Here is a 20,774-nt window from a genome sequence, read left to right as displayed (position 1 = left end):
GGGCAAATCGATACCGGACGTGAGGAGATGTCCCTGATATCGGTTGTTGGTCCAATAGGGAGGAACTGCATGGATCGTCGTTCATTCATCCGCAAGGCCGGGGTCACCGGCGTGGGCGCAGCGGCGGCTGCCGCTACGCTAGCCGCACCGGCAATCGCCCAGTCCAATCCGAAAGTGACGTGGCGGTTGGCGTCATCCTTTCCCAAGTCACTCGATACGATCTATGGCGGCGCCGAAGTCTTCTCCAAGATGCTGTCTGAGGCGACGGACGGCAATTTCCAGGTCCAGGTCTTCGCCTCCGGCGAACTCGTGCCCGGCCTGCAGGCCGCCGACGCCACCACTGCCGGCACCGTCGAGGCCTGCCACACGGTGTCATACTATTATTGGGGCAAGGACCCGACATGGGCGCTCGGTGCGGCGGTGCCGTTCTCGCTCAACGCGCGCGGCATGAACGCCTGGCACTATCATGGCGGCGGCATCGACCTGTTCAACGAGTTTCTTGCCACGCAGGGTCTTTTCGGCCTGCCCGGCGGCAACACCGGCGTGCAGATGGGCGGCTGGTTCCGCAAGGAGATCAACACCGTCGCCGACCTGTCCGGCCTCAAGATGCGCATCGGCGGCTTTGCCGGCAAAGTGGTGCAGAAGCTCGGCGTCGTGCCGCAGCAGATCGCCGGTGGCGACATCTATCCGGCGCTGGAAAAAGGCACGATCGACGCCGCCGAATGGGTCGGCCCCTATGACGACGAGAAGCTCGGCTTCTACAAGGTCGCGCCCTACTACTATTATCCCGGCTGGTGGGAAGGCGGCCCGACCGTCCATCTCTTGTTCAACAAGGCCAAGTACGAGGAGCTTTCGCCGGCCTACAAGTCGCTGGTGCACACGGCCGCGCACGCGGCGGACGCCAACATGCTGCAGAAATACGACTACCTCAATCCTGCAGCAGTGAAGCGGCTGGTGGCCGGCGGCGCGAAATTGCGCCCGTTCAGCCAGGACATCATGGCCGCCTGTTTCGAGAAGGCCAATGAGGTCTACACCGAAATGGAAGCCACCAACGCACCGTTCAAGAAGATCTGGGACTCGATCAAGGGCTTCCGCAAGGAGCACTATCTGTGGGCGCAGGTGGCCGAGTACAATTACGACACCTTCATGATGGTCCAGCAGCGCAACGGCAAACTGTAGGCTGGGATTTGTCCCTTCTCCCCGTCACTATACGGGGAGAGGGGCGCGGTCATCGCCGTTTCGCCAATCGCCAACACCGCAGGACTGAGGCTGCCCTTCATTCCCTGCCCGGCACCACCAACACCTTGACCTCGCCGGGCGCTGCCGGGTTGGAGATAACCGAGGGGGCTCCGTCCAGGCCGACCTGTCTGGAGATGAGCTTGTCGATCTCGATTGCCCCGGACGCGACAAGGTCCGCCGCTCGCCCGTGGGTAAAGGGGTTGATGAACGAGCCGAGAACCTTCAGTTCGCGAAACAGGATGTCGAACGGTTCGAAGGGCACTTTCACGCCTTGCGGCATCACGCCGACGATCACCACCGTGCCGCCGGACTTCGCCAGCCGCATCGATTGTTCGACGGTATCGGGGACACCGGCGCATTCGAGCACCACGTCGGCCCCGCCGGGCACAAGGCCGGTTGGGCCGGCGATCGCCTCGATCGGGTCGACCGCGCTTGGGTCGACCGTCGCCGTTGCACCGAGCTCTTCGGCGAGCGCACGGCGGGAGGCCTGCCGCGTCGACAGGATGATGGTCGCCGCTCCTGCGAGCCTCGCCAATTGCACGGTAAGCAGGCCGATGACGCCGCCACCAAGCACCACCACGGCAGCGCCGGGTTTGATTCCGGCGAGGTCGACAGCGTGCAGGCAGCAGGCCAGCGGCTCGCAGAAGGCGCCATGCGTTGGCTTGAGGTTCGCAGGCAGAAGAAAGGCCTGGCTCTGCGGCATCACGACGTAGTCGGCGAAGCCGCCGTCGCGATGGATGCCGATGGCCCTGAGATTGCTGCACAAATTGACCCGGCCGGCTCGGCAATGACTGCAGCGTCCGCAGAAGATGTTGGGATCGCCGGTAACACGGTCACCGATGGCGATGCCGGAAACCGCATCACCGACAGCCTCGACAATGCCGCAGAATTCGTGACCAAGCGTCACCGGCGGGCTCGAAGGGAATTCGCCGTGGAGGAGGTGACGGTCGGTGCCGCAAACGCCGCAGGCTTCGACGCGCACCAGAACGTCCTGCGGTCCCGCAACAGGCTTGTCGACCTCCCGTAGCGCAATGCTGCCCACCGCTTCCAGGCGCACGGCTCTCATAACATCCTCACTCAGGTTCTCAGTGTTCACACATCAGTTGAAGTTCGGCGGCTGCGACAGGTCGGTCGCCGGCGCCGCCGGCTTGGCGGGCGGCGTCTCGCCGAAATTCGGCGGCTGCGAGAGATCGTTCGACGGTGGCGCCGCAGGTGATGGACCACCGTTGGCTGGTGGTGGTGTGCCGAGAGGCGCAAGGCCTGGCATATCAGGCAAGTTGATCTCGATCGTACCCGGATCGACGGCCGCACCCTTGTAGCGCATGACCATTTGCGGGAAGGCGATGGTCAGCCCGATCATGATCACCTGGATGCAGACGAAGGGCACGGCGCCCCAATAGATCTGGCCGGTGGTCACCGGCGCGATCTGCTTGCCGGTGAGGCGATCGAGATAGGGCACGCGCGCGGCGACTGAGCGCAGGTAGAACAGCGCAAAGCCGAAAGGCGGATGCATGAAGGAGGTCTGCATGTTGACGCCGAGCAGCACGCCGAACCAGATCAGGTCGATGCCGAGCTTATCGGCAGCCGGCGCCAAAAGCGGTACGATGATGAAGGCGAGCTCGAAGAAGTCGAGGAAGAAGGCGAGCACGAAGACCAGGATGTTGACGCCGATCAGGAAGCCGACTTCGCCGCCCGGCAGCGACGTCAACAAATGCTCGACCCAGACGTGGCCGTTGACGCCGTAGAAGGTCAGCGAGAACACCCGCGCGCCGATCAGGATGAACAGCACGAAGGAGGAAAGCCTCGTGGTCGACGCGAGCGCCTGTTTGATGACATCCAGCGACAACCGCCCCTTCATTGCCGCCATCGCCAGGGCGCCAACCGCGCCCATGGCGCCGCCCTCCGTCGGGGTGGCGATGCCGAGGAAGATGGTGCCCAGCACCAGGAAGATCAGCGCCAGAGGCGGGATCAAAACGATGATCACCTGCTGCGCCAACCTGGACATCATGTTGATGTTCAGGCCCTTGTCGGCGATCGCCACGATATAGATCAGGATCACCCCGATGCTGGCGCCAAGGATATCGGCATTGTCGCCATGCGCCGGCGCAAGGTAGCGATAGGCCGCATAGGAAGCCGCGACTGCCACCAGCAGTGCCGCGAGCAGCGACAGCACGCCGTGGCCAAGCGTGCGGGCCGCCAGCGGCAACGCCGGCATCGAGTTCGGCCGGACGATCGACATGATCAGGATGTAGAGCGTGTAAAGGCCGGTCAGCACCAGGCCGGGGATCAGCGCGCCGGCATACATGTCGCCGACCGAACGGCCGAGCTGGTCGGCCAGAACGATCAGCACCAGCGACGGCGGGATGATCTGGGCGAGTGTGCCGGATGCCGCGATGACGCCCGACGCCAGTCGTCGGTCATAGCCGTAGCGCAGCATGATCGGCAGCGAGATCAGGCCCATGGCGATGACCGAAGCCGCGACCACGCCCGTGGTCGCGGCAAGCAGCGCACCGACGAAGATCACCGCATAGGCAAGGCCGCCGCGAACCGGGCCGAACAGCTGGCCGATCGTGTCGAGCAGGTCCTCGGCCATGCCCGATCGTTCCAGCACGATGCCCATGAAGGTGAAGAACGGGATTGCCAAGAGCGTGTCGTTCGACATCACCCGGCTGCCGTAGAAATTGTCGGGCAGCGCATGCAGCAGCGGCCACGCCAGGTTGATCGAGCCGCCCGAATAGGGCGACAGCACGACGCCGATGAAGAAGAACATCAGGCCGTTTGCGGCGAGTGAAAAAGCGACGGGATAGCCGATCAGCAGGAAGATGATCAGCGAAGCGAACATGATCGGCGCCATGTTCTGGGCGATGAACTCGATCATGGGCGCGCCTCCTGGGCGAGCGCCTTGGCCTCTTCAGCAAGGGCTTTAGCCTCGAGCTCGGCCTGTTCGTGCACCGAGATGAACGGATTGGGATCGTCCATGTCGCCGCGCATGATGGCGATCTTCTTGATGATCTCGGAGATGCCTTGCAGCGCCAGCAGGAAGAAGCCGACGAGCAGGATTGCCTTGGCCGGCCAGATGATCAGGCCGCCGGAATTGTTCGACATTTCGCCGCTGCGGAACGACAGCGACACGTAGGGGACAAAATAGATCACCATCAGCGTCACGAACGGCATCAGGAAGAAGACATGACCGAGCAGGTCGATCCAGTGCTGCACGCGGCGCGACCACATGCCGTAGACGATGTCGATGCGGATATGGTCATTCTGCTTCAGCGTATAGGCGGCGGCCAGCATGAAGGCGGCGCCGAACAGGTACCACTGCAGTTCCAGCCAGGCATTCGACGAGACGTCGAAGACCTTGCGGATGATGGCATTGGCGGCGCTGACCAGGATTGCCAGCAGGATCAGCCACGATATCCACCGGCCGATGAACTCGTTCATACGGTCGATCGTTCTGGATAGAGCGAGCAGCCCTGCCATGCATTTCCTCCCTGAGGTCGAAGGCGCGCCGGCTCCCCTATTTTCCGTCGCGCCGCTGTGGCCCAACGGTATGCCGTGCGTGGTTCGGCGGGTCAACATGGCATGGGCGCGATCAACGCCGTCGTGACGGGAGGCAGGGGATAAGTGCCGACCGGCTGCTGCGTCATGCAACCAAAGTCTGACAGCGGATGCGGCGATCAGGCGATCTTCTGCTGGTCGCGGCCGGGACCGATCAGCACAAGTGCCGCGACCAGGAACAGATACATCCAGCCATCGCGCCATTCGATCGGGAAATAGCCGGCCCATAGCGATTCGGCCATGCCGAAGGCGGCCGCACCGAGCGCGGCCCGAGGCGGCGAGAGATAGCCGCCCACCGCCGTCACGAACAGGATTTTCAGCCCGTAAACGAGGCCCGAGCCGAAGCTGACATTGCCGTAGTAAAGGGCGGCCATGATTCCGGCCAGCGCGGCGCAGAAACCGCCAAACAACACCGCATGCCGGAACACTGCGCGCACGTCCACGCCGCACATGGCAGCCGCTTTGGGATCGTCAGAGACGGCTCGCCAGCGGCGGCCGAAGCCTGAGCTGGCGAACGCCCATGCGGCGAGCATGATTGCCGCCAGAACCACCGCGCAATCGATGAGCTGGATCAGCGTCAGCGTCGCCTGGAAGCCGGCATCCTGAGCGAAGACAATGGGTTGCGCCAGCATAGGCGGCAGCCACCAGTCATGCGTGTCGGCGGCGATACGGCTTGCTTCCGACAGCACCAGCAGGATGCCGAGCGTCGTCACCACAATGGCATTGGGCGTGCGGTCGGCCAGCGGTTCGAAGACGCTGCGCGACAGCACGTGGCCGATCAGCGCGGCATAAAGGAAAGCCGTGACGACGCCGAGCACCACTGCCGCCAGCAAGGTCAGCCACAATACCTGATAGCCGAAGGCCACGGTCAGGATCATCGTCTGGCCGCAAAAGGCGAACAGCGCGCCATAGGCGAGATTGGTCCGGTGCAGGATGCCGTTGGTCAGCACGTAGCCGAAGGCAAGCAGCGCATAGAGCGCGCCGGAATGCAGCCCGTTCAGCACCTGCTGGAAGAAATAGAGCATAGACAGCTTTCCGGGCGCTGGAGCCCGCGCCAATGTTTGCATCGTAGAATCTAACTTGTCAAATGCGGTTTATCGGTTAGATTTCTGATATGACGGTATCTTGGACCCCGCATCGCTTCACCGGCGGCATTCTTGCGCTCGATACGGCCAACACCGTGGTGTTGCGCAACGATCCGGAAAAGACTTTCGACCGTTTTGCCGATCCGGCCGAGATCGCGCGCTTCGCCAACGCCGCAACCGGCTTTCGCGGTGCCGAGCTTGGCGGCAGACCGCTGGAGGCGACCTCGCCGGACAGCATCGTTCCGGTGGTGCTGGCGATCCGCGAGACGACCGACTGCCTGTTTCGCGGCGCGGTGTCGAAAGGTGCGCTTGCCGCCGGCGACCTCTCCGCTTTTCTCAAGGCCTGCGCCAACGGCCTCGATCGGAGCCCGGCCGAAATCGGCGCCCCGGGCAGACCGTTCGGCGATCCGGCGACGCCGATCGCGTTCGAGGCGGCGCTGGCGGTTTCGGCCTTGTCGCTGCTGCGCGACGACGCGGTCGCCAGGCTCAGGATCTGTCCCAATTGCAGCTGGCTGTTTCTCGACAGGAGCCGCAATTCCAGCCGCCTTTGGTGCGATATGGCTGTGTGCGGCAACCGCCAGAAAGCAAGCCGTCACTATCGCCGCCGCCGCACGGTGGCCCATGGGGTCAACAATGCCTAGGGCTGTTTTTCGTTCGATCCTTGTCGGCGCAGCGCTCATTGCAGCCGTTGCGCTTGGCGCCTGCCGCGACACCGGCGGCGACGGCAAGCTGTTCGAGGTTTCCGGCAAGGTCGTCGTCTTCAATTACCGCCTCGCCCGGGCGACCTATGTCGTGACGCTGCGGCCCCTGCAGCCGATGGGCGAAGGCCAGGTTGCGGTCGCCAGCTTCCAGAATCCGGCTGGCGGTCCTCCCCTGGTGATCGAGCAGAAGGTCTGGCCGAAGCTCGACAAGGTCAGCCTGGAAAGCCCGGCGCTGACCTGTATCGTCAAGGACAAGCCCTATGCGATTTCGATCAGCATCAGGGGTCCTGACGGCACGTTCCTGCAGAAGATCGACACGACGCTGATGTCGAGCGAGGACCAGTCGATCCTTCCCGACCGGCCGCTGGTGGTCGACCAGCTCTATACGGCCAATCCCGATCTTGCCGGCCATCCCGACGGCAAGCTGCCGGGTGAGCCGAAGCCGGATTGCTCGAAAGGCTGACGCGTCTTAGCCCGGCGCGATTGCGTGGAAATTTTTGGTCGCCGGACAACCGCCGCGGACCGATTTCGTGCCTGATACGCGACGGCAGCGGATCGTTCGTTGCGCTTTGCCTGGCACTTTCGATTTCGTTTGACCTGCCTTGCAAGCGGAGAAAGACTGCGCCATCTCACTCCTACGTTGGCTGCGCGCCCCCCGGTGCTGTCTCCGCAGAGGAAATGCCTGATGACGCTGCACGACGTCGCGCTCGACGACAAGTTCGATATTGGTAAGGAGCGCATCTTCCTGTCCGGTGCACAGGCGGTCATCCGCATGCTTTTGATGCAACGCGAGCGCGACCGCCGGGCCGGCCTCAACACGGCCGGCTTCGTGTCCGGTTATCGCGGCTCGCCGCTCGGCGGCCTCGATATGCAGCTGTGGCGGGCGAAAAAGCAGCTGGCGCAGGCCGACATCGTCTTCCAGCCCGGCCTCAACGAGGAGCTTGCCGCCACCGCCTGCTGGGGCTCTCAGCAGACGGAATTAATGGGCGAAGGCAAGCATGACGGGGTGTTTTCGGTCTGGTACGGCAAGGGACCGGGCGTCGACCGCTCCGGCGACGTTTTCCGCCACGCCAACCTCGCGGGATCGTCGAAGTATGGCGGCGTGCTTGCGCTGATGGGCGACGACCATATGGCCGAATCATCGACCAATGCGCACGCCACCGAATTCCTGTTCGTCGACACCATGGTGCCGATCCTCAACCCGGCCGGCGTTCAGGAGATCATCGACTACGGCCTCTACGGCTTTGCCATGTCGCGCTTCGCCGGCACCTGGGCGGCTATCAAATGCGTCAAGGACAACATCGAATCCACGGCCTCCGTCGATGCCGCGCTCGAGCGCCTGAACATCGTCGTGCCGGAGTTCGATATGCCGCCCGGCGGCCTCAACATCCGCGACGAGATCGACATGCTCGGCCAGGAGGAGCGGCTGCATGAATACAAGCGCGCCGCTGCGTCCGCCTTCATCCATGCCAACCGCCTGAACCGCATCGTCTATTCGGGCGGCCGCGCGCCGAAGCTCGGTATCATCACGCTCGGCAAGAGCTATCTCGATGTCCGCCAGGCGCTGGAAGACATCGGCATCGACGAGGCCGCCGCCAACCGCATCGGCATCCGCCTGTTCAAGGTCGGCTGCCCCTGGCCGCTCGACCTGCAGCATATCGCCGAATTCGCCCGTGGCCTCGACACCATTGTCGTCGTCGAGGAGAAGCGCTCGCTGATCGAGGTGCAGCTGCGCGAAAACCTCTACGGCACCGCCACCCAGCCGGCGATCGTCGGCAAGAAGGACGAGCGCGGCGACTGGCTGTTCCCGGCCAAGGGCGCGCTCGACCCCAACGAGATCGCCATTGCGCTGGGCGAGCGCATCCTGCGCACAATCGGCCCTTCGGAAGAGATCACTGCCAAGGTGGCAAAGCTGCGCCAGTTCCAGGCGATGCTTGCCGACACCAGCGATATCGGTTCGCGCACGCCGTTCTTCTGCTCCGGCTGCCCGCACAATTCCTCGACCAAGGTGCCGGACGGCTCGATCGCCGCCGCCGGTATCGGCTGCCATTTCATGGCGCTGTGGATGGACCGCAACACGGTCGGCTTCACCGCCATGGGCGGCGAGGGCGCACAATGGGTCGGCCAGGCGCCATTCTCCAAGCGCGGCCACATTTTCCAGAATCTCGGCGACGGGACCTACAATCACTCCGGCACGCTGGCGATCCGCTTCGCGCTGTCGACCGATGCCAACATCACCTACAAGATCCTCTACAACGACGCCGTCGCCATGACCGGCGGCCAGCCGCATGAGGGCGGCCTGACTGTCGACATGATCGCCAGGCAGGTGCGCGCCGAAGGCGTCGAGCGCATCGCCATCGTCACCGACGAGCCGGACAAATATGCGGGGAAGGCCGAATTCCCCTCCGGCGCCACCATCCACCACCGCGACGACCTCGACCTCGTCCAGCGCGAGCTGCGCGACGTCAAGGGCGTCTCGGTGCTGCTCTACGACCAGACCTGCGCCGCCGAAAAGCGCCGCCGCCGCAAGCGCGGCACCTTCCTGGATCCCGACAAGCGGGTCTTCATCAACGAACTGGTCTGCGAGGGCTGCGGCGATTGCGGGGTGCAATCGAACTGCGTCTCGATCCAGCCGGTCGAAACCGAGTTCGGCCGCAAGCGCAGAATAGACCAGTCGAGCTGCAACAAGGACTTCTCCTGCGTCAACGGCTTCTGCCCGTCCTTCGTCACCGTGCACGGCGCCAAGATCAGGAAGGCCGAAGGCATTGCCGGGCGCTCCGACCCGCTTGACGGCGTGCCGGTGCCAGCCGAATTCCCGCTCGGTAGCGAGGGTTGGGCGGCGATCATCGACGGCGTCGGCGGCACCGGCGTCGTTACCATAGGTGCTGTGCTCGGTATGGCCGCCCATCTCGAGGACAAGGGCTGCGGCATGATTGACATGGCCGGCCTCGCCCAGAAGGGCGGTTCGGTGTTCACCCATGTCCGCATCGCCCGCACGCCGGACGACATCCACGCGATCCGCGTTTCGGCCGGCAAGGCCGACCTGGTACTCGGCTGCGACCTTGTCGTGTCCGGCGCCAAGAAGGTGCTTGGCGCGGTGCGCGAAGGCCATACCATCTTCCTCGCCAACACCGCCGAGATCATGCCCGGCGAATTCGCCCGTTCGGCCGATTTCTCGCTGCCGATCGAGCGCCTGAAGAAGGCGATCCGTGCTGCTGCAGGCGAAGACAAGACGCATTTCTTCGACGCCACGCGCACCGCCACCCAATTGTTCGGCAATTCGCTCGGTGCCAACATGTTCATGCTCGGCTTCGCTTTCCAGCATGGCGGGCTGCCGCTGTCCGCGCAAGCCGTTGAAAGAGCGATTGAATTGAATGGCGAGGCGGTGGCGATGAACATCGCCGCCTTCCGCTGGGGCCGGCGCGCCGCGCATCAGCCGGAGTTTGTGCGCGGCCTCATCGCGCAACCGAGCAAGGCCACTGAGATCGCCGAGACGCTGGACGATATCATCGCCCGCCGCGTCGCTTTCCTCTCTGCCTATCAGAATGCCGCCTATGGCAGGCGCTATGTCGAGCGGCTGGCGGTCCTGCGTGCCGCCGAGGCAAAGGCCGTGCCCGGCTCGACCGCGGTGACCGAGGCAGCCGCCAACAATCTGTTCAAGCTGATGGCGATCAAGGACGAATATGAGGTGGCGCGGCTCTACACTGACGGCTCCTTCGCTATGGAGCTGTCAAAACAGTTCCAGAGCTACGAAAAGCTCGAATTTCATCTGGCGCCGCCGATCATGGGCAGGCGCAGCAATGACGGCAAGCCGAGGAAATCGAGCTTCGGCCCGTGGATGATGAAGGGTTTTCGCCTGCTGGCGGCGCTGAAAAGCCTGCGCGGCACGGCCTTCGACGTGTTCGGCTACAGCGCCGAGCGGCGCATGGAGCGGCAGCTTCTGGCCCGCTATGAGGCCGATCTGGAGCTTGTCGCCAAAGCACTTGCGCCAGGCAGGATCGAGGCCGCCATCGCCCTTGTCTCGGTGCCGGCGCTCATTCGCGGCTACGGCCATGTCAGGCAAGCCAGCGCCGAAAAGGCAGAGGGCGAGCGCACAAGGCTTGTCGAGCGGCTGGCCAACACGCCGGCGCGGCCTGAACTTCAGGCCGCCGAGTGATCGATACGCCTTGTTTACCTGAACACGAATTTTCGCGGTTTACGCCGATGGAGCCGACTTGACGCCAGGCGTCGGAACGGCATCTCTAAACCTTTCTTAAGGCGAATGTGACATGACTGCGGTTCGTGCGACACCGCAGGCCATGCAAGAAAACAAAGCCGCAGAGATAGGTGAGGACGTCTATGCTGGGTTCGTGCGATCGTTGTTCAACGATCCCGGGATCCTGCTGATTGGCGCATTTTGCCATGGCCTCATCGGCATTCTGGTTTATTTTACCTCGGGGCATCCGGCCTATCTTGCATTGGCCGCGCTTATGCTTGCGGCCGGCCTTTACCGTTATTACGGCATCCGCAAAGGCCTGCGCATAGGCAGTTTCGAAACTTATGAACAAGCCAAGAAGTGGGAACGCTACTACCTGGTTGGCGGCACCATCCAGGCTTTCTTCATGGGGCTTTTCTGCTTCACCTCAATCTATCTCATTCCCGATGTCTTCGGGGAAAGTGCCGCCATCGCCGTCATAATGGGCTCGACGGTGACCATTGTCGGCCGCAATTACGGCTCCAAGACCATGGTTGCGGTGCAGGCCTTCACGGTCGTGCTGCCGATCGCGGTCGGGCTGATGCTCAAGGGACATCTCGGCGATTTCATCCTCGGCCTCTACATAGTGCCGTTCATCTTCATCATCACCCGGATGGCCAGCCACGTCCGCACCGTGCTGTTCAACGCCATTTCGGAGCGCAAGACGGCCGCCAGGCTCGCCGAGCGCTTCAACCGCGCGCTCAACACCATGTCGCATGGCCTGGTCATGCTCGGCCCCGACGGCAAGGTCGTGGTCGGCAATGCCGAAGCCGCGCATCTGATGTCGCTGCGCTCGCCTGACCAACTGCTCGGGCGGTCGATCCATTCGCTGCTCCTGCGCGGCGTCGCCGGAGGCATGCTGGCGCCGAAAGACTGTCGTTATGTCGAAGCGCAGCTGACGCGCGCCTTGCGCGAGGGCCGCGACCGCAAGGTGCTGGTCTCCTTCTCCAATGGCCAGCACTATGAGTTCTCGGCCCGCGAAGGCAATCAGGATCTCGGTGTCATCACCTTCGAGGACGTCACCGCCCGCGTCGAGGCTGAGGAAAAAATCCGCTTCATGGCGCGCTATGACAGCCTTACCGGCCTGCCGAACCGCGCGTATTTCCATGAGCTGGTCGGTGAAGCCATGGCGTCGGGCAGCCGCGACCGCCTGTGCGCCCTGGCGGTGCTCGATCTCGACGATTTCAAGAGCGTCAACGACACCCTCGGCCATCCGGTCGGCGACGGACTTATCTATGCCGTTGCCGAGCGGCTGGCGGCCGTCGCCGGGCAAGGCGTCAATGTCAGCCGTTTCGGCGGCGACGAGTTCATGATCTTCTTCGACCGCGTCGAGGATGAAAGCCATCTGACGGGCCTGCTCGACCAGATCTTTGCCGATCTGCAGGGCGAGGTCGACGTCGCAGGCCACGGTCTGCGCATCCAGGCAAGCGCGGGCGCCGTGCTGTCCAGGGTCGACGACACCGATGTCGACGCCATGATCGTCAAGGCCGATCTGGCGCTCTACAAGGCCAAGGAACTCGGCAAGAACAACTGGCGGCTGTTCGAGGCGGCGATGGATGCGGCGTTCCGCAACCGCCAGCTGATGAAGGCCGACCTGCGCACGGCGGTCGAAGGCAAGGCGCTGCGGGTGGTCTATCAGCCAATCGTGGCGATGAACACCATGCGCATCGCCAGCTGCGAGGCCCTGTGCCGCTGGGATCATCCCGATCTCGGGCCGGTTTCGCCCAGCATCTTCATTCCGCTGGCCGAAGAAATGGGCATCATCTCCGAGATCAGCACCTTCGTGCTCGCGGCTGCCTGCGCCGAATGCGCCAAATGGCCGGGCCAGACCAGCGTCTCGGTCAACCTTTCGGCCAAGGATTTCCGCAACCGCGACGTTGTCCAGAAGGTTCGCGACGCGCTTGCCACTTCGGGGCTCGCCGCTGGCCGCCTCGAGATCGAAGTCACCGAAACCGCGCTGCTCGACGACAAATCGCTAACGCGCCAGTATATCGAGGAACTGAAGCAGCTTGGCGTGCGCATTGCGCTCGACGATTTCGGCACCGGCTATTCAAGCCTGAGCTACCTCCACAAGCTGCCGCTCGACAAGATCAAGATCGACCGTTCGTTCCTGATAGACGTGACCCAGAACAAGCGTTCGCTCGACTTGTTGAAGGGCATCGTCGACCTGACTCGCGTGCTCGGGCTGACCGTCACCATCGAAGGTGTGGAAACCTTCGAACAGCTGAAGGTCCTGGTGCATTCGGTCAAGCCGGACCTCGTCCAGGGCTTCCTGTTTGGCGCAGCACTCAGTGCCTCGGGCATAGAGACCATGTCCAACGTGACCTGGCCTTTCGCCGCCGAGCTGCGGCCGGCGGCAAAACTCGCCACGCCCTGACCCGTCATTAAATTGCGCTTGAAAAGCCCGTCTAAAAAGCGTGGTATTGTCTAGGCGTTAACTGATTGTTAAGGTTAATGATCGGTAAACATAGACGATTAGAGTTTCATCTTCTTGTTCCTTCGGTCGTCCGGTATTGTTCTCCTGCGGCGGTACGAGGGGAAGTAATGGACACGCATCAGTCAGGTGTGCTTTCGGGTGCGGCAGTCAAATCTGGCCCGCCTTCCTTGTTCGCCCGCAACGTCCTCGACGTCCTCGAGCGTGTCGAATACCGGCGCTGCGAAAGCGGCGAGGATCTCGAAGCGGTCTACCGGCTGCGCTACAAGGCCTTTCATACACACGGCCTGCTTGATACCATTACCGAACAGAAGCTCGTCGATCACCTTGACGAAGTGCGCAATTGCTACTGTTTCGGCGTCTTCATGGATGGCGAGCTGGTCAGCACCGTCAGGCTCCACCATTTAACCCGTGAGACCCCCGAAGCGCCGATCATGACCGTTTTCGGCGACCGGCTGCTGCTGCGGCTGGCGCGCGGTGAAACCTTCATCGACCCGAGCCGGTTGGCGATCGATCCGCAAATGTCGTCGGCCAACCGCGCCCTGCCCTATGTCACGCTGCGGCTCGCGGTTATCGCCAACACCTTCTTCAACGCCACCAGCTGCATTTCGATGATCCGCGAGGAGCACACGGCCTTCTACCATCGCATCTTCGGATCGGTGCAGGTCGGCGAGCCGCGCCTCTACCCGCCCTTCACCATGCCGATCTTCTTCTATGAATCGATCTGCGAGCAGAACATGGCCCCGACGCTGGAGCGCTTTCCCTTCTTCCAGTCGACGGCGCTGGAGCGGCGTATGCTGTTTGCCAAGGCGCCGGCCGGCGAGCTCGCGCCGCTGACCATCCTGCCCACCGCCAAATATTTTCGCGAAGCAGCGTAATGTCGGCAAAGCCGGCGCACTTTAGCGCCCGGTGCGAGGAGCTTTCCGGCCGCTTCGGCGTTCTGGACGTCACGACCCCGACGCGGCCATAGAAAGGAACCGACATGCATATTCCCGAGCTAGCACTGACCCCGCTGATCTCGCTGATTGCCGGCGTGCTGATCCTGGTGATGCCGCGGCTGCTCAACTACATCGTCGCGCTCTATCTGATCGTCATTGGGCTGCTCGGGCTGTTTCCGCATCTGGCCGGTTGAAACGCAAAACCCTCAACGTTCGACGTTAGGCCGGCGACAAGCCCTACCGCCGGCTTTCAACATTCCTTTGAGGCTGTTGTCACTGGTCGTGCGGCAATAGCGCCATTGCTCTTGGCCCGGCTTTTCGCTATGTGCCTCAAAGATGTCTTCGAAGGGGTATTCCTATGGCTGATCACACGCCGACCGGTCCTGTCGAACTGGGCGCGAAGATGGACTATGCCGAACATGACCGCACCTATCATGGCTTTCTGGCGCTGGCCAAATACGGCTCGCTGTTCTGCGGCGCCCTGCTCCTGGCCATGGCTTTCGGCTTCTTCGCAGGCGGCTTCTTCTCCGCGACCATCCTGTTCGTGCTGATCCTCGCCCTCGGCGCCTTCATTCTCCGATAGTCTATACAGACCCCTTGCCAGGGCGTAGCCGGATATCCGGCCGCACTCTTGCGCAAACAGGTTCCAGCCGAAAGGATCATGCGGTGGGACAGACGGTTTTCATCCCTCGCGAGCTCGATGCCAGCGAGCCTCGTGTCGCGGCCTCGCCCGATACCGTGAAGCGGCTGGCGGCGCTGGGCTTCGACGTCACCGTCGAGACGGGCGCCGGCACCAGGTCGCGCATTCCCGATGAGGAGTTCGCCAAGGCGGGTGCCGCGATCGGCAAGGCTTCGGATGCGAGCCGGGCGGATGTGGTGCTGAAGGTGCGCCGGCCGACCGACGCCGAGCTGAAGGGCTACAAATCGGGTGCGGCGGTCATCGCCATCATGGATCCCTACGGCAATGATGCCGCGGTCGCGGCGCTTGCCGAGGCTGGGGTCACCGCCTTCTCGATGGAATTCATGCCGCGCATCACCCGCGCCCAGTCGATGGATGTGCTGTCGTCGCAGGCCAATCTCGCCGGCTACCAGGCCGTGATTGACGGCGCATCGGAGTATGACCGCGCGCTGCCGATGATGATGACTGCGGCCGGCACCGTGCCGGCGGCGAAGATCTTCATCATGGGCGTCGGCGTTGCCGGCCTGCAGGCGATCGCCACGGCGCGCCGTCTCGGCGCTGTCGTCACCGCCACGGACGTTCGTCCCGCCGCCAAGGAACAGGTGGCGTCGCTTGGCGCAAAGTTCCTCGCCGTCGAGGACGAGGAGTTCAAGGCGGCCGAGACCGCCGGCGGCTACGCCAAGGAAATGTCGAAGGAGTACCAGGCGAAGCAGGCAGCGCTCACCGCTGAGCACATCGCCAAGCAGGACATCGTCATCACCACGGCGCTGATCCCCGGCCGGCCGGCGCCGAAGCTGGTGTCGGCGGCGATGGTCGCCTCGATGAAGCCGGGTTCGGTGATCGTCGACCTCGCCGTCGAGCGCGGCGGCAATGTCGAAGGCGCGGTTGCGGGTCAGGTGGTGACGACGGCCAACAACGTTAAGATCGTCGGCCACCTCAACGTGCCCGGCCGCGTCGCCGCATCGGCCTCGCTGCTCTACGCCAGGAACCTGTTCGCCTTCCTCGAGACGCTGGTCGACAAGACCAGCAAGACGCTCGCCATCAACCGCGAAGACGATCTGGTTAAGGCGACGATGCTGACCGACGCTGGCCGCGTGGTGCATCCGGCCTTCGCCAAGGCGGCGGAACAGCCCCATATCGAACCGGCGGCCATTCCGGCCGAGACCATGGTGGCTGATGCCACGCCGAAGAAGGCTGCACCGAAAAAGGCGTCCGACAAAGCCACTGCCGGCAAGTCCGCCGCCAAGCCGAAGGGGATCGCGTGATGGATCAGACCTTGCAGAAAGCCCTCGATCAGCTCGACCAGGCAAGTGCCGCCGTCCGGCTGGCTGTGCAGAACCTGGCCAACGCGCCCGGTGGCGTCGATGCGGCGGGCGATGCCGCGCACGCACTGTCCGGCGGCGCCATCGATCCCTTCGTCTTCCGCTTCGCCATCTTCGTACTTGCGATCTTCGTCGGATACTACGTCGTCTGGTCGGTGACGCCGGCGCTGCACACGCCGCTGATGGCGGTCACCAACGCCATCTCCTCGGTCATCGTCGTCGGCGCGCTGCTGGCCGTCGGCATCTCGGCCTCCGGCATTGCCACCGGCTTCGGCTTCGTCGCGCTGATGCTGGTCTCAGTCAACATCTTTGGCGGCTTCCTGGTCACCCAGCGCATGCTGGCCATGTACAAGAAGAAGGACCGGTAGAGAGCCATGAACGCCAACTTCGCGTCCTTCCTCTACCTGGTCTCCGGCGTCCTGTTCATCATGGCGCTGCGCGGCCTGTCGCATCCGACCACCAGCCGCCAAGGCAATCTCTACGGCATGATCGGCATGGGCATTGCCATTGCCACCACGCTGGCGCTGGCGACTCCGTCCGCCGGGCGCTTCGGCCTGATCGTGCTTGGTCTGGCCATCGGCGGCGGCGTCGGCGCCGTTACAGCGCGCCGCATCGCCATGACGTCGATGCCGCAGCTGGTCGCCGCCTTCCACTCGCTGGTCGGCCTTGCCGCCGTCATGGTAGCGGCAGCCGCCATCTACGCGCCGGAAAGTTTCGGCATCGGCACCAATGGCGACATCCACGCCCAGGCGCTGATCGAGATGAGCCTTGGCGTTGCCATCGGCGCCATCACTTTCACCGGCTCCGTCATCGCCTTCCTCAAGCTCGATGGCCGCATGTCGGGCAAGCCGATCATGATCGGCGGCCGTCACATCATCAACGCGGTCCTCGGCATCGCGCTGATCGTGCTGATCGTGCTTCTGGTCACCACCGAGGCCAAGCTGGTGTTCTGGCTGATCGTCGCGGCGTCGCTGGCGCTCGGCGTCCTCTTGATCATCCCGATCGGCGGCGCCGACATGCCGGTCGTCGTCTCGATGCTGAATTCTTATTCCGGCTGGGCCGCCGCGGCACTCGGCTTCACGCTTGGCAATCTGGCGTTGATCATCACCGGCGCGCTGGTCGGCTCGTCCGGCGCCATCCTGTCCTACATCATGTGCAAGGGCATGAACCGGTCGTTCATCTCGGTCATCCTCGGCGGCTTCGGCGGCGAGACCGCGGCGGTTGCCGATGACGGCATCGAACGCACGGTCAAGCAGGGCTCGGCCGACGACGCTGCCTATCTGATGATGAACGCACAGAAGGTCATCATCGTGCCGGGCTACGGCATGGCGGTCGCTCAGGCCCAGCACGCGCTGCGCGAAATGGCCGACAAGCTCAAGGCCAATGGCGTGGATGTCAAATACGCCATCCACCCCGTGGCCGGCCGCATGCCCGGCCACATGAACGTGCTGCTCGCCGAAGCCAATGTTCCCTATGACGAAGTGTTCGAACTGGAAGACATCAACTCCGAGTTCGCGCAGGCCGATGTCGCCTATGTCATCGGCGCCAACGACGTCACCAATCCGTCCGCCCGCGACGACAAGTCGTCGCCGATCTACGGCATGCCGATCCTCGACGTCGACAAGGCCCGCACCTGCCTGTTCGTCAAGCGCTCGCTCGGCTCCGGCTATGCCGGCATCGACAACACGCTGTTCTACAAGGACGGCACCATGATGCTGCTCGGCGACGCCAAGAAGATGACCGAGGAAATCGTCAAGGCCATGGATCACTGATCCCGCTGCAACCTTCCACTGGAAGGTTGTCGGTCCATCATCGGAAACAAAAAAGCCCGGTTCGACCGGGCTTTTCTATGTTGAAGACCGGTTCAGCGGCTGGTCAGGAAAACCGCTTCCTCGTCGTCGCGCTGCCTGCCGCCCAGTGCTGCCGCAGCGCTGGCGATGAAGGCGCCGATAACCAGCGACAGGGCGCCAAGCAGTGCGAAGGTGGCGCTGCCTTTCCGGGCGGCGTCGGCGGCCTGCTTGGCCTTGACCTTGGCGTCCTCGACCCTGGCCACCAGGGCGTCGACACGCGCCTTGGCGTCAGCCTCGGAAAGCCCGGTGCGGGCGGCGACGAGCTGCGACAGATAGGTCTTGTCGTCAGCCGAAATTTCGCCTGCCGCCGCACTGGCGATGAGGATGCGCGAAGCCTGCCCGGCCGCAGCCGCATCGCTGTCCGGATTGGCCGCCGCGAGCCTGGCGGCATCAGCCGGACGGAACAGCGTATCCACAAGATAGGACGTTGCATTGTCGGCCGGTGCGCTGCCGGCATTGGCGGACGCGCCGGCCGAAGCACCCATGGCGGCGCCTGAGGCAACAGTAGAAGCCGCCTGCACGCCTGAACCAAGCACTGCCGACAGCGCCGACCCGAGAATGCCGACGACCAGCAATGTCGCCAGCGCCCAGGCGAGGAGGCCGTGCGCGGTGTCACGGAAATAGACCTCGTCGGTGTGGATGCCGACCCATTTGGTGCGCAGGCGTCCGGCAAGATAGCCACCGACCCCGGAGGACAGCCATTGCACGATGATGAGCCAGATGGCGCCGGACACCGCGAAGGTGGTCAGCGAGGCACTGGCGCCGGACCACGGCGAGACCATGGTCAGCCCCAGCCCCGAACCGAGCAGCATGAGGATGAAGGTCAGCGTCGAGGCCGCGAAGGCGCCGGCGATGATCGGACCCCAGCTGACGGCCGGGGCGGAGGATTCTGTTGAGGCGGATACGTCGACAGCCGATACGGTGGACTGCATCGACGCCTCCTACCGTACGAACAGCATGATGAGAATGATGATCGGGATCGGAATACCGAGCAACCAGAGCAAAATACCGCGTCCCATAAAGAGCCTCCCTGCGAGAAATTGATCGATGTCGTCACAATGTTCCTGAGCGATTTCCGTTCCGAAGGGCAATGAAATGATTTGCTTGCCGGGAACGGAACCATTTTCCGCGCGGCCCGAGGCACGACTGCGAAACTGTGGATTGGTTCACGGAGTTCCACATGGGCTGCCGTGTATTGTTGGCTCGGTGAGCCGGGGGTAGCATGAGCGATCCCGCCGTCGGATGTCGTCAACGGAGACGCTGATGCCCAAGACTGTCGCATCGCTGGCTTACAAAAAGGCGCAGCCCGGCCAGGCGGTGGTGATCGTGCACGGCATGGGCGAGCAGCGGCCGATGGGTACGCTGAGGGGATTCGTCCAGGCGGTCTGGAGCAGCGATCCCACCCGTGCTCCACCCTACGCCCAGATTCCCGATCCGGCCGTTTCCGGCGCCACGATCAACCAGAGCTGGATCACGCCCGACAGCCGGACCAAGTCACACGAGCTGCGCCGCATCACCACGCCCTACGACGTCGATGGCCGCCGTACCGATTTCTACGAGCTTTATTGGGCCGACATCACGCAAGGCACGACGCGCGGCCGGCTGGCCGCCTGGGTTACGAACCTGTTGTGGCGCAAGCCCGCCGACATTCCGCTCGACGCCCGCAAGCTTTACGTCGCCACACTTCTGATCGTTATCGTCATTCTGGGCGCAGCACTCGTGCTGGCAACATCGGTCTGGCAACAGGCCGTTACCTTGACGACCGGCCTGATGATCACCACCCTCGCTTCTTTTGTCATCTGGGCGGTGGATCAGTTCGCCCTGCCCTATTTCGGTGACGTCGCCGCTTATGTGCGCGCCGAGGCGGCGACGATCGAGAAGCGTGCGCTGATCCGCGACCGCGGCCTGACGTTGCTCAAGACGCTGATGAAGGACGATGCTTACGACCGCATCGTGCTGGTCTCGCACAGCCTGGGGTCGATCATCGCCTATGATTTGCTGCAGATCCTGTGGGCCGAGTTCCGGCCGCGAAGGCTGGAAGCGGTCCGCGACAAGGCCAAACTGGCGGCGGTCGAGGCCATCGACAAGGCAACGCTCGGCTCTGATGGGTCAGCGTGGCCAAAGAACCTTGAAGACCTCGCCGGGTTCCGGCGCGGCCAATGGGCGCTCTACCAGCAGCTTCGGGCCAAGGACGCCGACCACCCGCTGCCCTGGAAGATCAGCGATTTCGTCACGCTTGGCAGTCCGCTCTCCCACAGCGAATTCCTGGTGACCTACAATCTCGCCGAATTCAGGCGTGGCCTTGCCGAGCGCCTGTTCTCGGCTTGCCCGCCGATTGCCGATGACGGGCGCCCCGGCGGCACCGTGCTTTACCGGGAAGGACACAGCCAAGGCAAGGCGCAGCGCGCGGTGCATCATGGCGCGGTGTTTGCGGCAACGCGCTGGACGAACGTCTACGACCGCGGCAATGGCTGGGCGACAGGCGATCCGATTTCCGGTCCGATGACGGAAAACTTCGGCCCCGGTGTGGAGAACATCCAGATCGAGCTTCGCAGCTCACTTGGCCGTATCTTCACCCACACGCTTTATTGGTCATCGACGGCAAACGGCGTCGAAATCGCCCTGCCGGCGGGCACCGCGCCGCGCTCGCATCTGCAAGTGCTGCGCGACGCGGTGGACCTTGGTCGGAAGCTGGAGCCAAAGGCCTGACCCGGAGTGGAGCTCCGGCGGCAAG

The 20,774-nt window shown here is 63.6% G+C and carries 17 protein-coding genes; 12 read left to right on the top strand and 5 right to left on the bottom strand.

Going from position 1 to position 20,774, the window contains the following annotated elements; translation table 11 throughout:
- Nucleotides 1-69 precede the first annotated feature (69 nt).
- A complete protein-coding gene (locus AC3CCE_RS14695; protein WP_023695940.1) occupies nt 70-1,179 on the top strand; it encodes a TRAP transporter substrate-binding protein in 1,110 nt (369 codons plus the stop codon).
- A gap of 97 nt (nt 1,180-1,276) precedes the next feature.
- On the opposite strand, the gene AC3CCE_RS14690 is transcribed toward AC3CCE_RS14695, so the two are convergent.
- The 4 genes from AC3CCE_RS14690 to AC3CCE_RS14675 all read right to left on the bottom strand — a co-directional run bounded on the left by AC3CCE_RS14690 (nt 1,277) and on the right by AC3CCE_RS14675 (nt 5,822).
- Nucleotides 1,277-2,305, bottom strand: a complete 1,029-nt coding sequence (locus AC3CCE_RS14690; RefSeq protein WP_488377152.1) for a zinc-dependent alcohol dehydrogenase family protein — start codon at nt 2,303-2,305, stop codon at nt 1,277-1,279.
- Between the two features lie 33 nt (nt 2,306-2,338).
- Nucleotides 2,339-4,117: a TRAP transporter large permease gene (locus AC3CCE_RS14685; RefSeq protein WP_023683516.1), complete on the bottom strand. Its 1,779-nt coding sequence runs from the start codon at nt 4,115-4,117 to the stop codon at nt 2,339-2,341.
- Complete coding sequence (locus AC3CCE_RS14680; protein ID WP_023683517.1) at nt 4,114-4,719, bottom strand: TRAP transporter small permease subunit; 606 nt, start codon at nt 4,717-4,719, stop codon at nt 4,114-4,116. Before AC3CCE_RS14680 ends, AC3CCE_RS14685 begins: the two co-directional genes overlap by 4 nt.
- Nucleotides 4,720-4,916: 197 nt before the next feature.
- The gene (locus AC3CCE_RS14675; RefSeq protein WP_023732628.1) at nt 4,917-5,822 is read right to left on the bottom strand and encodes a branched-chain amino acid ABC transporter permease; all 906 of its coding nucleotides are present in this window, start codon (nt 5,820-5,822) and stop codon (nt 4,917-4,919) included.
- A gap of 89 nt (nt 5,823-5,911) precedes the next feature.
- Here AC3CCE_RS14675 and AC3CCE_RS14670 point away from each other — a divergent pair, with 89 nt between their 5' ends.
- From AC3CCE_RS14670 to AC3CCE_RS14625, 10 genes are all read left to right on the top strand, one after another.
- Nucleotides 5,912-6,523: a CGNR zinc finger domain-containing protein gene (locus tag AC3CCE_RS14670; RefSeq protein ID WP_352626374.1), complete on the top strand. Its 612-nt coding sequence runs from the start codon at nt 5,912-5,914 to the stop codon at nt 6,521-6,523.
- Entirely contained in the window at nt 6,516-7,046 is a 531-nt protein-coding gene (locus tag AC3CCE_RS14665) for a hypothetical protein (RefSeq protein ID WP_352626375.1), read from the top strand. Before AC3CCE_RS14670 ends, AC3CCE_RS14665 begins: the two co-directional genes overlap by 8 nt.
- 222 nt (nt 7,047-7,268) lie before the next feature.
- Entirely contained in the window at nt 7,269-10,739 is a 3,471-nt protein-coding gene (locus AC3CCE_RS14660; RefSeq protein WP_352626376.1) for an indolepyruvate ferredoxin oxidoreductase family protein, read from the top strand.
- Nucleotides 10,740-10,851: 112 nt separating this feature from the next.
- The gene (locus AC3CCE_RS14655; protein ID WP_488377151.1) at nt 10,852-13,194 is read left to right on the top strand and encodes a putative bifunctional diguanylate cyclase/phosphodiesterase; all 2,343 of its coding nucleotides are present in this window, start codon (nt 10,852-10,854) and stop codon (nt 13,192-13,194) included.
- A 167-nt stretch (nt 13,195-13,361) separates the two neighbouring features.
- Nucleotides 13,362-14,129, top strand: coding sequence for an N-acyl amino acid synthase FeeM domain-containing protein (locus AC3CCE_RS14650; RefSeq protein WP_023671342.1), 768 nt, complete (start codon nt 13,362-13,364; stop codon nt 14,127-14,129).
- A 104-nt stretch (nt 14,130-14,233) separates the two neighbouring features.
- The gene (locus tag AC3CCE_RS14645; RefSeq protein ID WP_023671341.1) at nt 14,234-14,383 is read left to right on the top strand and encodes a DUF3096 domain-containing protein; all 150 of its coding nucleotides are present in this window, start codon (nt 14,234-14,236) and stop codon (nt 14,381-14,383) included.
- Between the two features lie 164 nt (nt 14,384-14,547).
- A complete protein-coding gene (locus AC3CCE_RS14640; RefSeq protein WP_023671340.1) occupies nt 14,548-14,772 on the top strand; it encodes an aa3-type cytochrome c oxidase subunit IV in 225 nt (74 codons plus the stop codon).
- An 83-nt stretch (nt 14,773-14,855) separates the two neighbouring features.
- On the top strand, nt 14,856-16,133 hold the full coding sequence (locus AC3CCE_RS14635) for a Re/Si-specific NAD(P)(+) transhydrogenase subunit alpha (RefSeq protein ID WP_023742601.1): 1,278 nt from the start codon (nt 14,856-14,858) through the stop codon (nt 16,131-16,133).
- Nucleotides 16,133-16,558 (top strand): NAD(P) transhydrogenase subunit alpha part 2, encoded by a 426-nt coding sequence (locus tag AC3CCE_RS14630; RefSeq protein WP_032891560.1) that lies wholly within the window; start codon nt 16,133-16,135, stop codon nt 16,556-16,558. Before AC3CCE_RS14635 ends, AC3CCE_RS14630 begins: the two co-directional genes overlap by 1 nt.
- Nucleotides 16,559-16,564: 6 nt before the next feature.
- The gene (locus AC3CCE_RS14625; RefSeq protein WP_023671337.1) at nt 16,565-17,962 is read left to right on the top strand and encodes an NAD(P)(+) transhydrogenase (Re/Si-specific) subunit beta; all 1,398 of its coding nucleotides are present in this window, start codon (nt 16,565-16,567) and stop codon (nt 17,960-17,962) included.
- Between the two features lie 92 nt (nt 17,963-18,054).
- Here AC3CCE_RS14625 and AC3CCE_RS14620 read toward each other — a convergent pair whose 3' ends face one another.
- A complete protein-coding gene (locus tag AC3CCE_RS14620; protein ID WP_023695930.1) occupies nt 18,055-18,972 on the bottom strand; it encodes a membrane protein in 918 nt (305 codons plus the stop codon).
- A gap of 331 nt (nt 18,973-19,303) precedes the next feature.
- Here AC3CCE_RS14620 and AC3CCE_RS14615 point away from each other — a divergent pair, with 331 nt between their 5' ends.
- Nucleotides 19,304-20,749 (top strand): hypothetical protein, encoded by a 1,446-nt coding sequence (locus AC3CCE_RS14615; RefSeq protein WP_352626377.1) that lies wholly within the window; start codon nt 19,304-19,306, stop codon nt 20,747-20,749.
- Nucleotides 20,750-20,774: the final 25 nt, after the last annotated feature.

The sequence above is a fragment of the Mesorhizobium sp. P160187 genome (assembly GCF_057766425.1).
The sequence above is the reverse complement of the archived record's forward strand: the minus strand, read 5'-3'. Positions and strand labels throughout refer to the sequence as shown.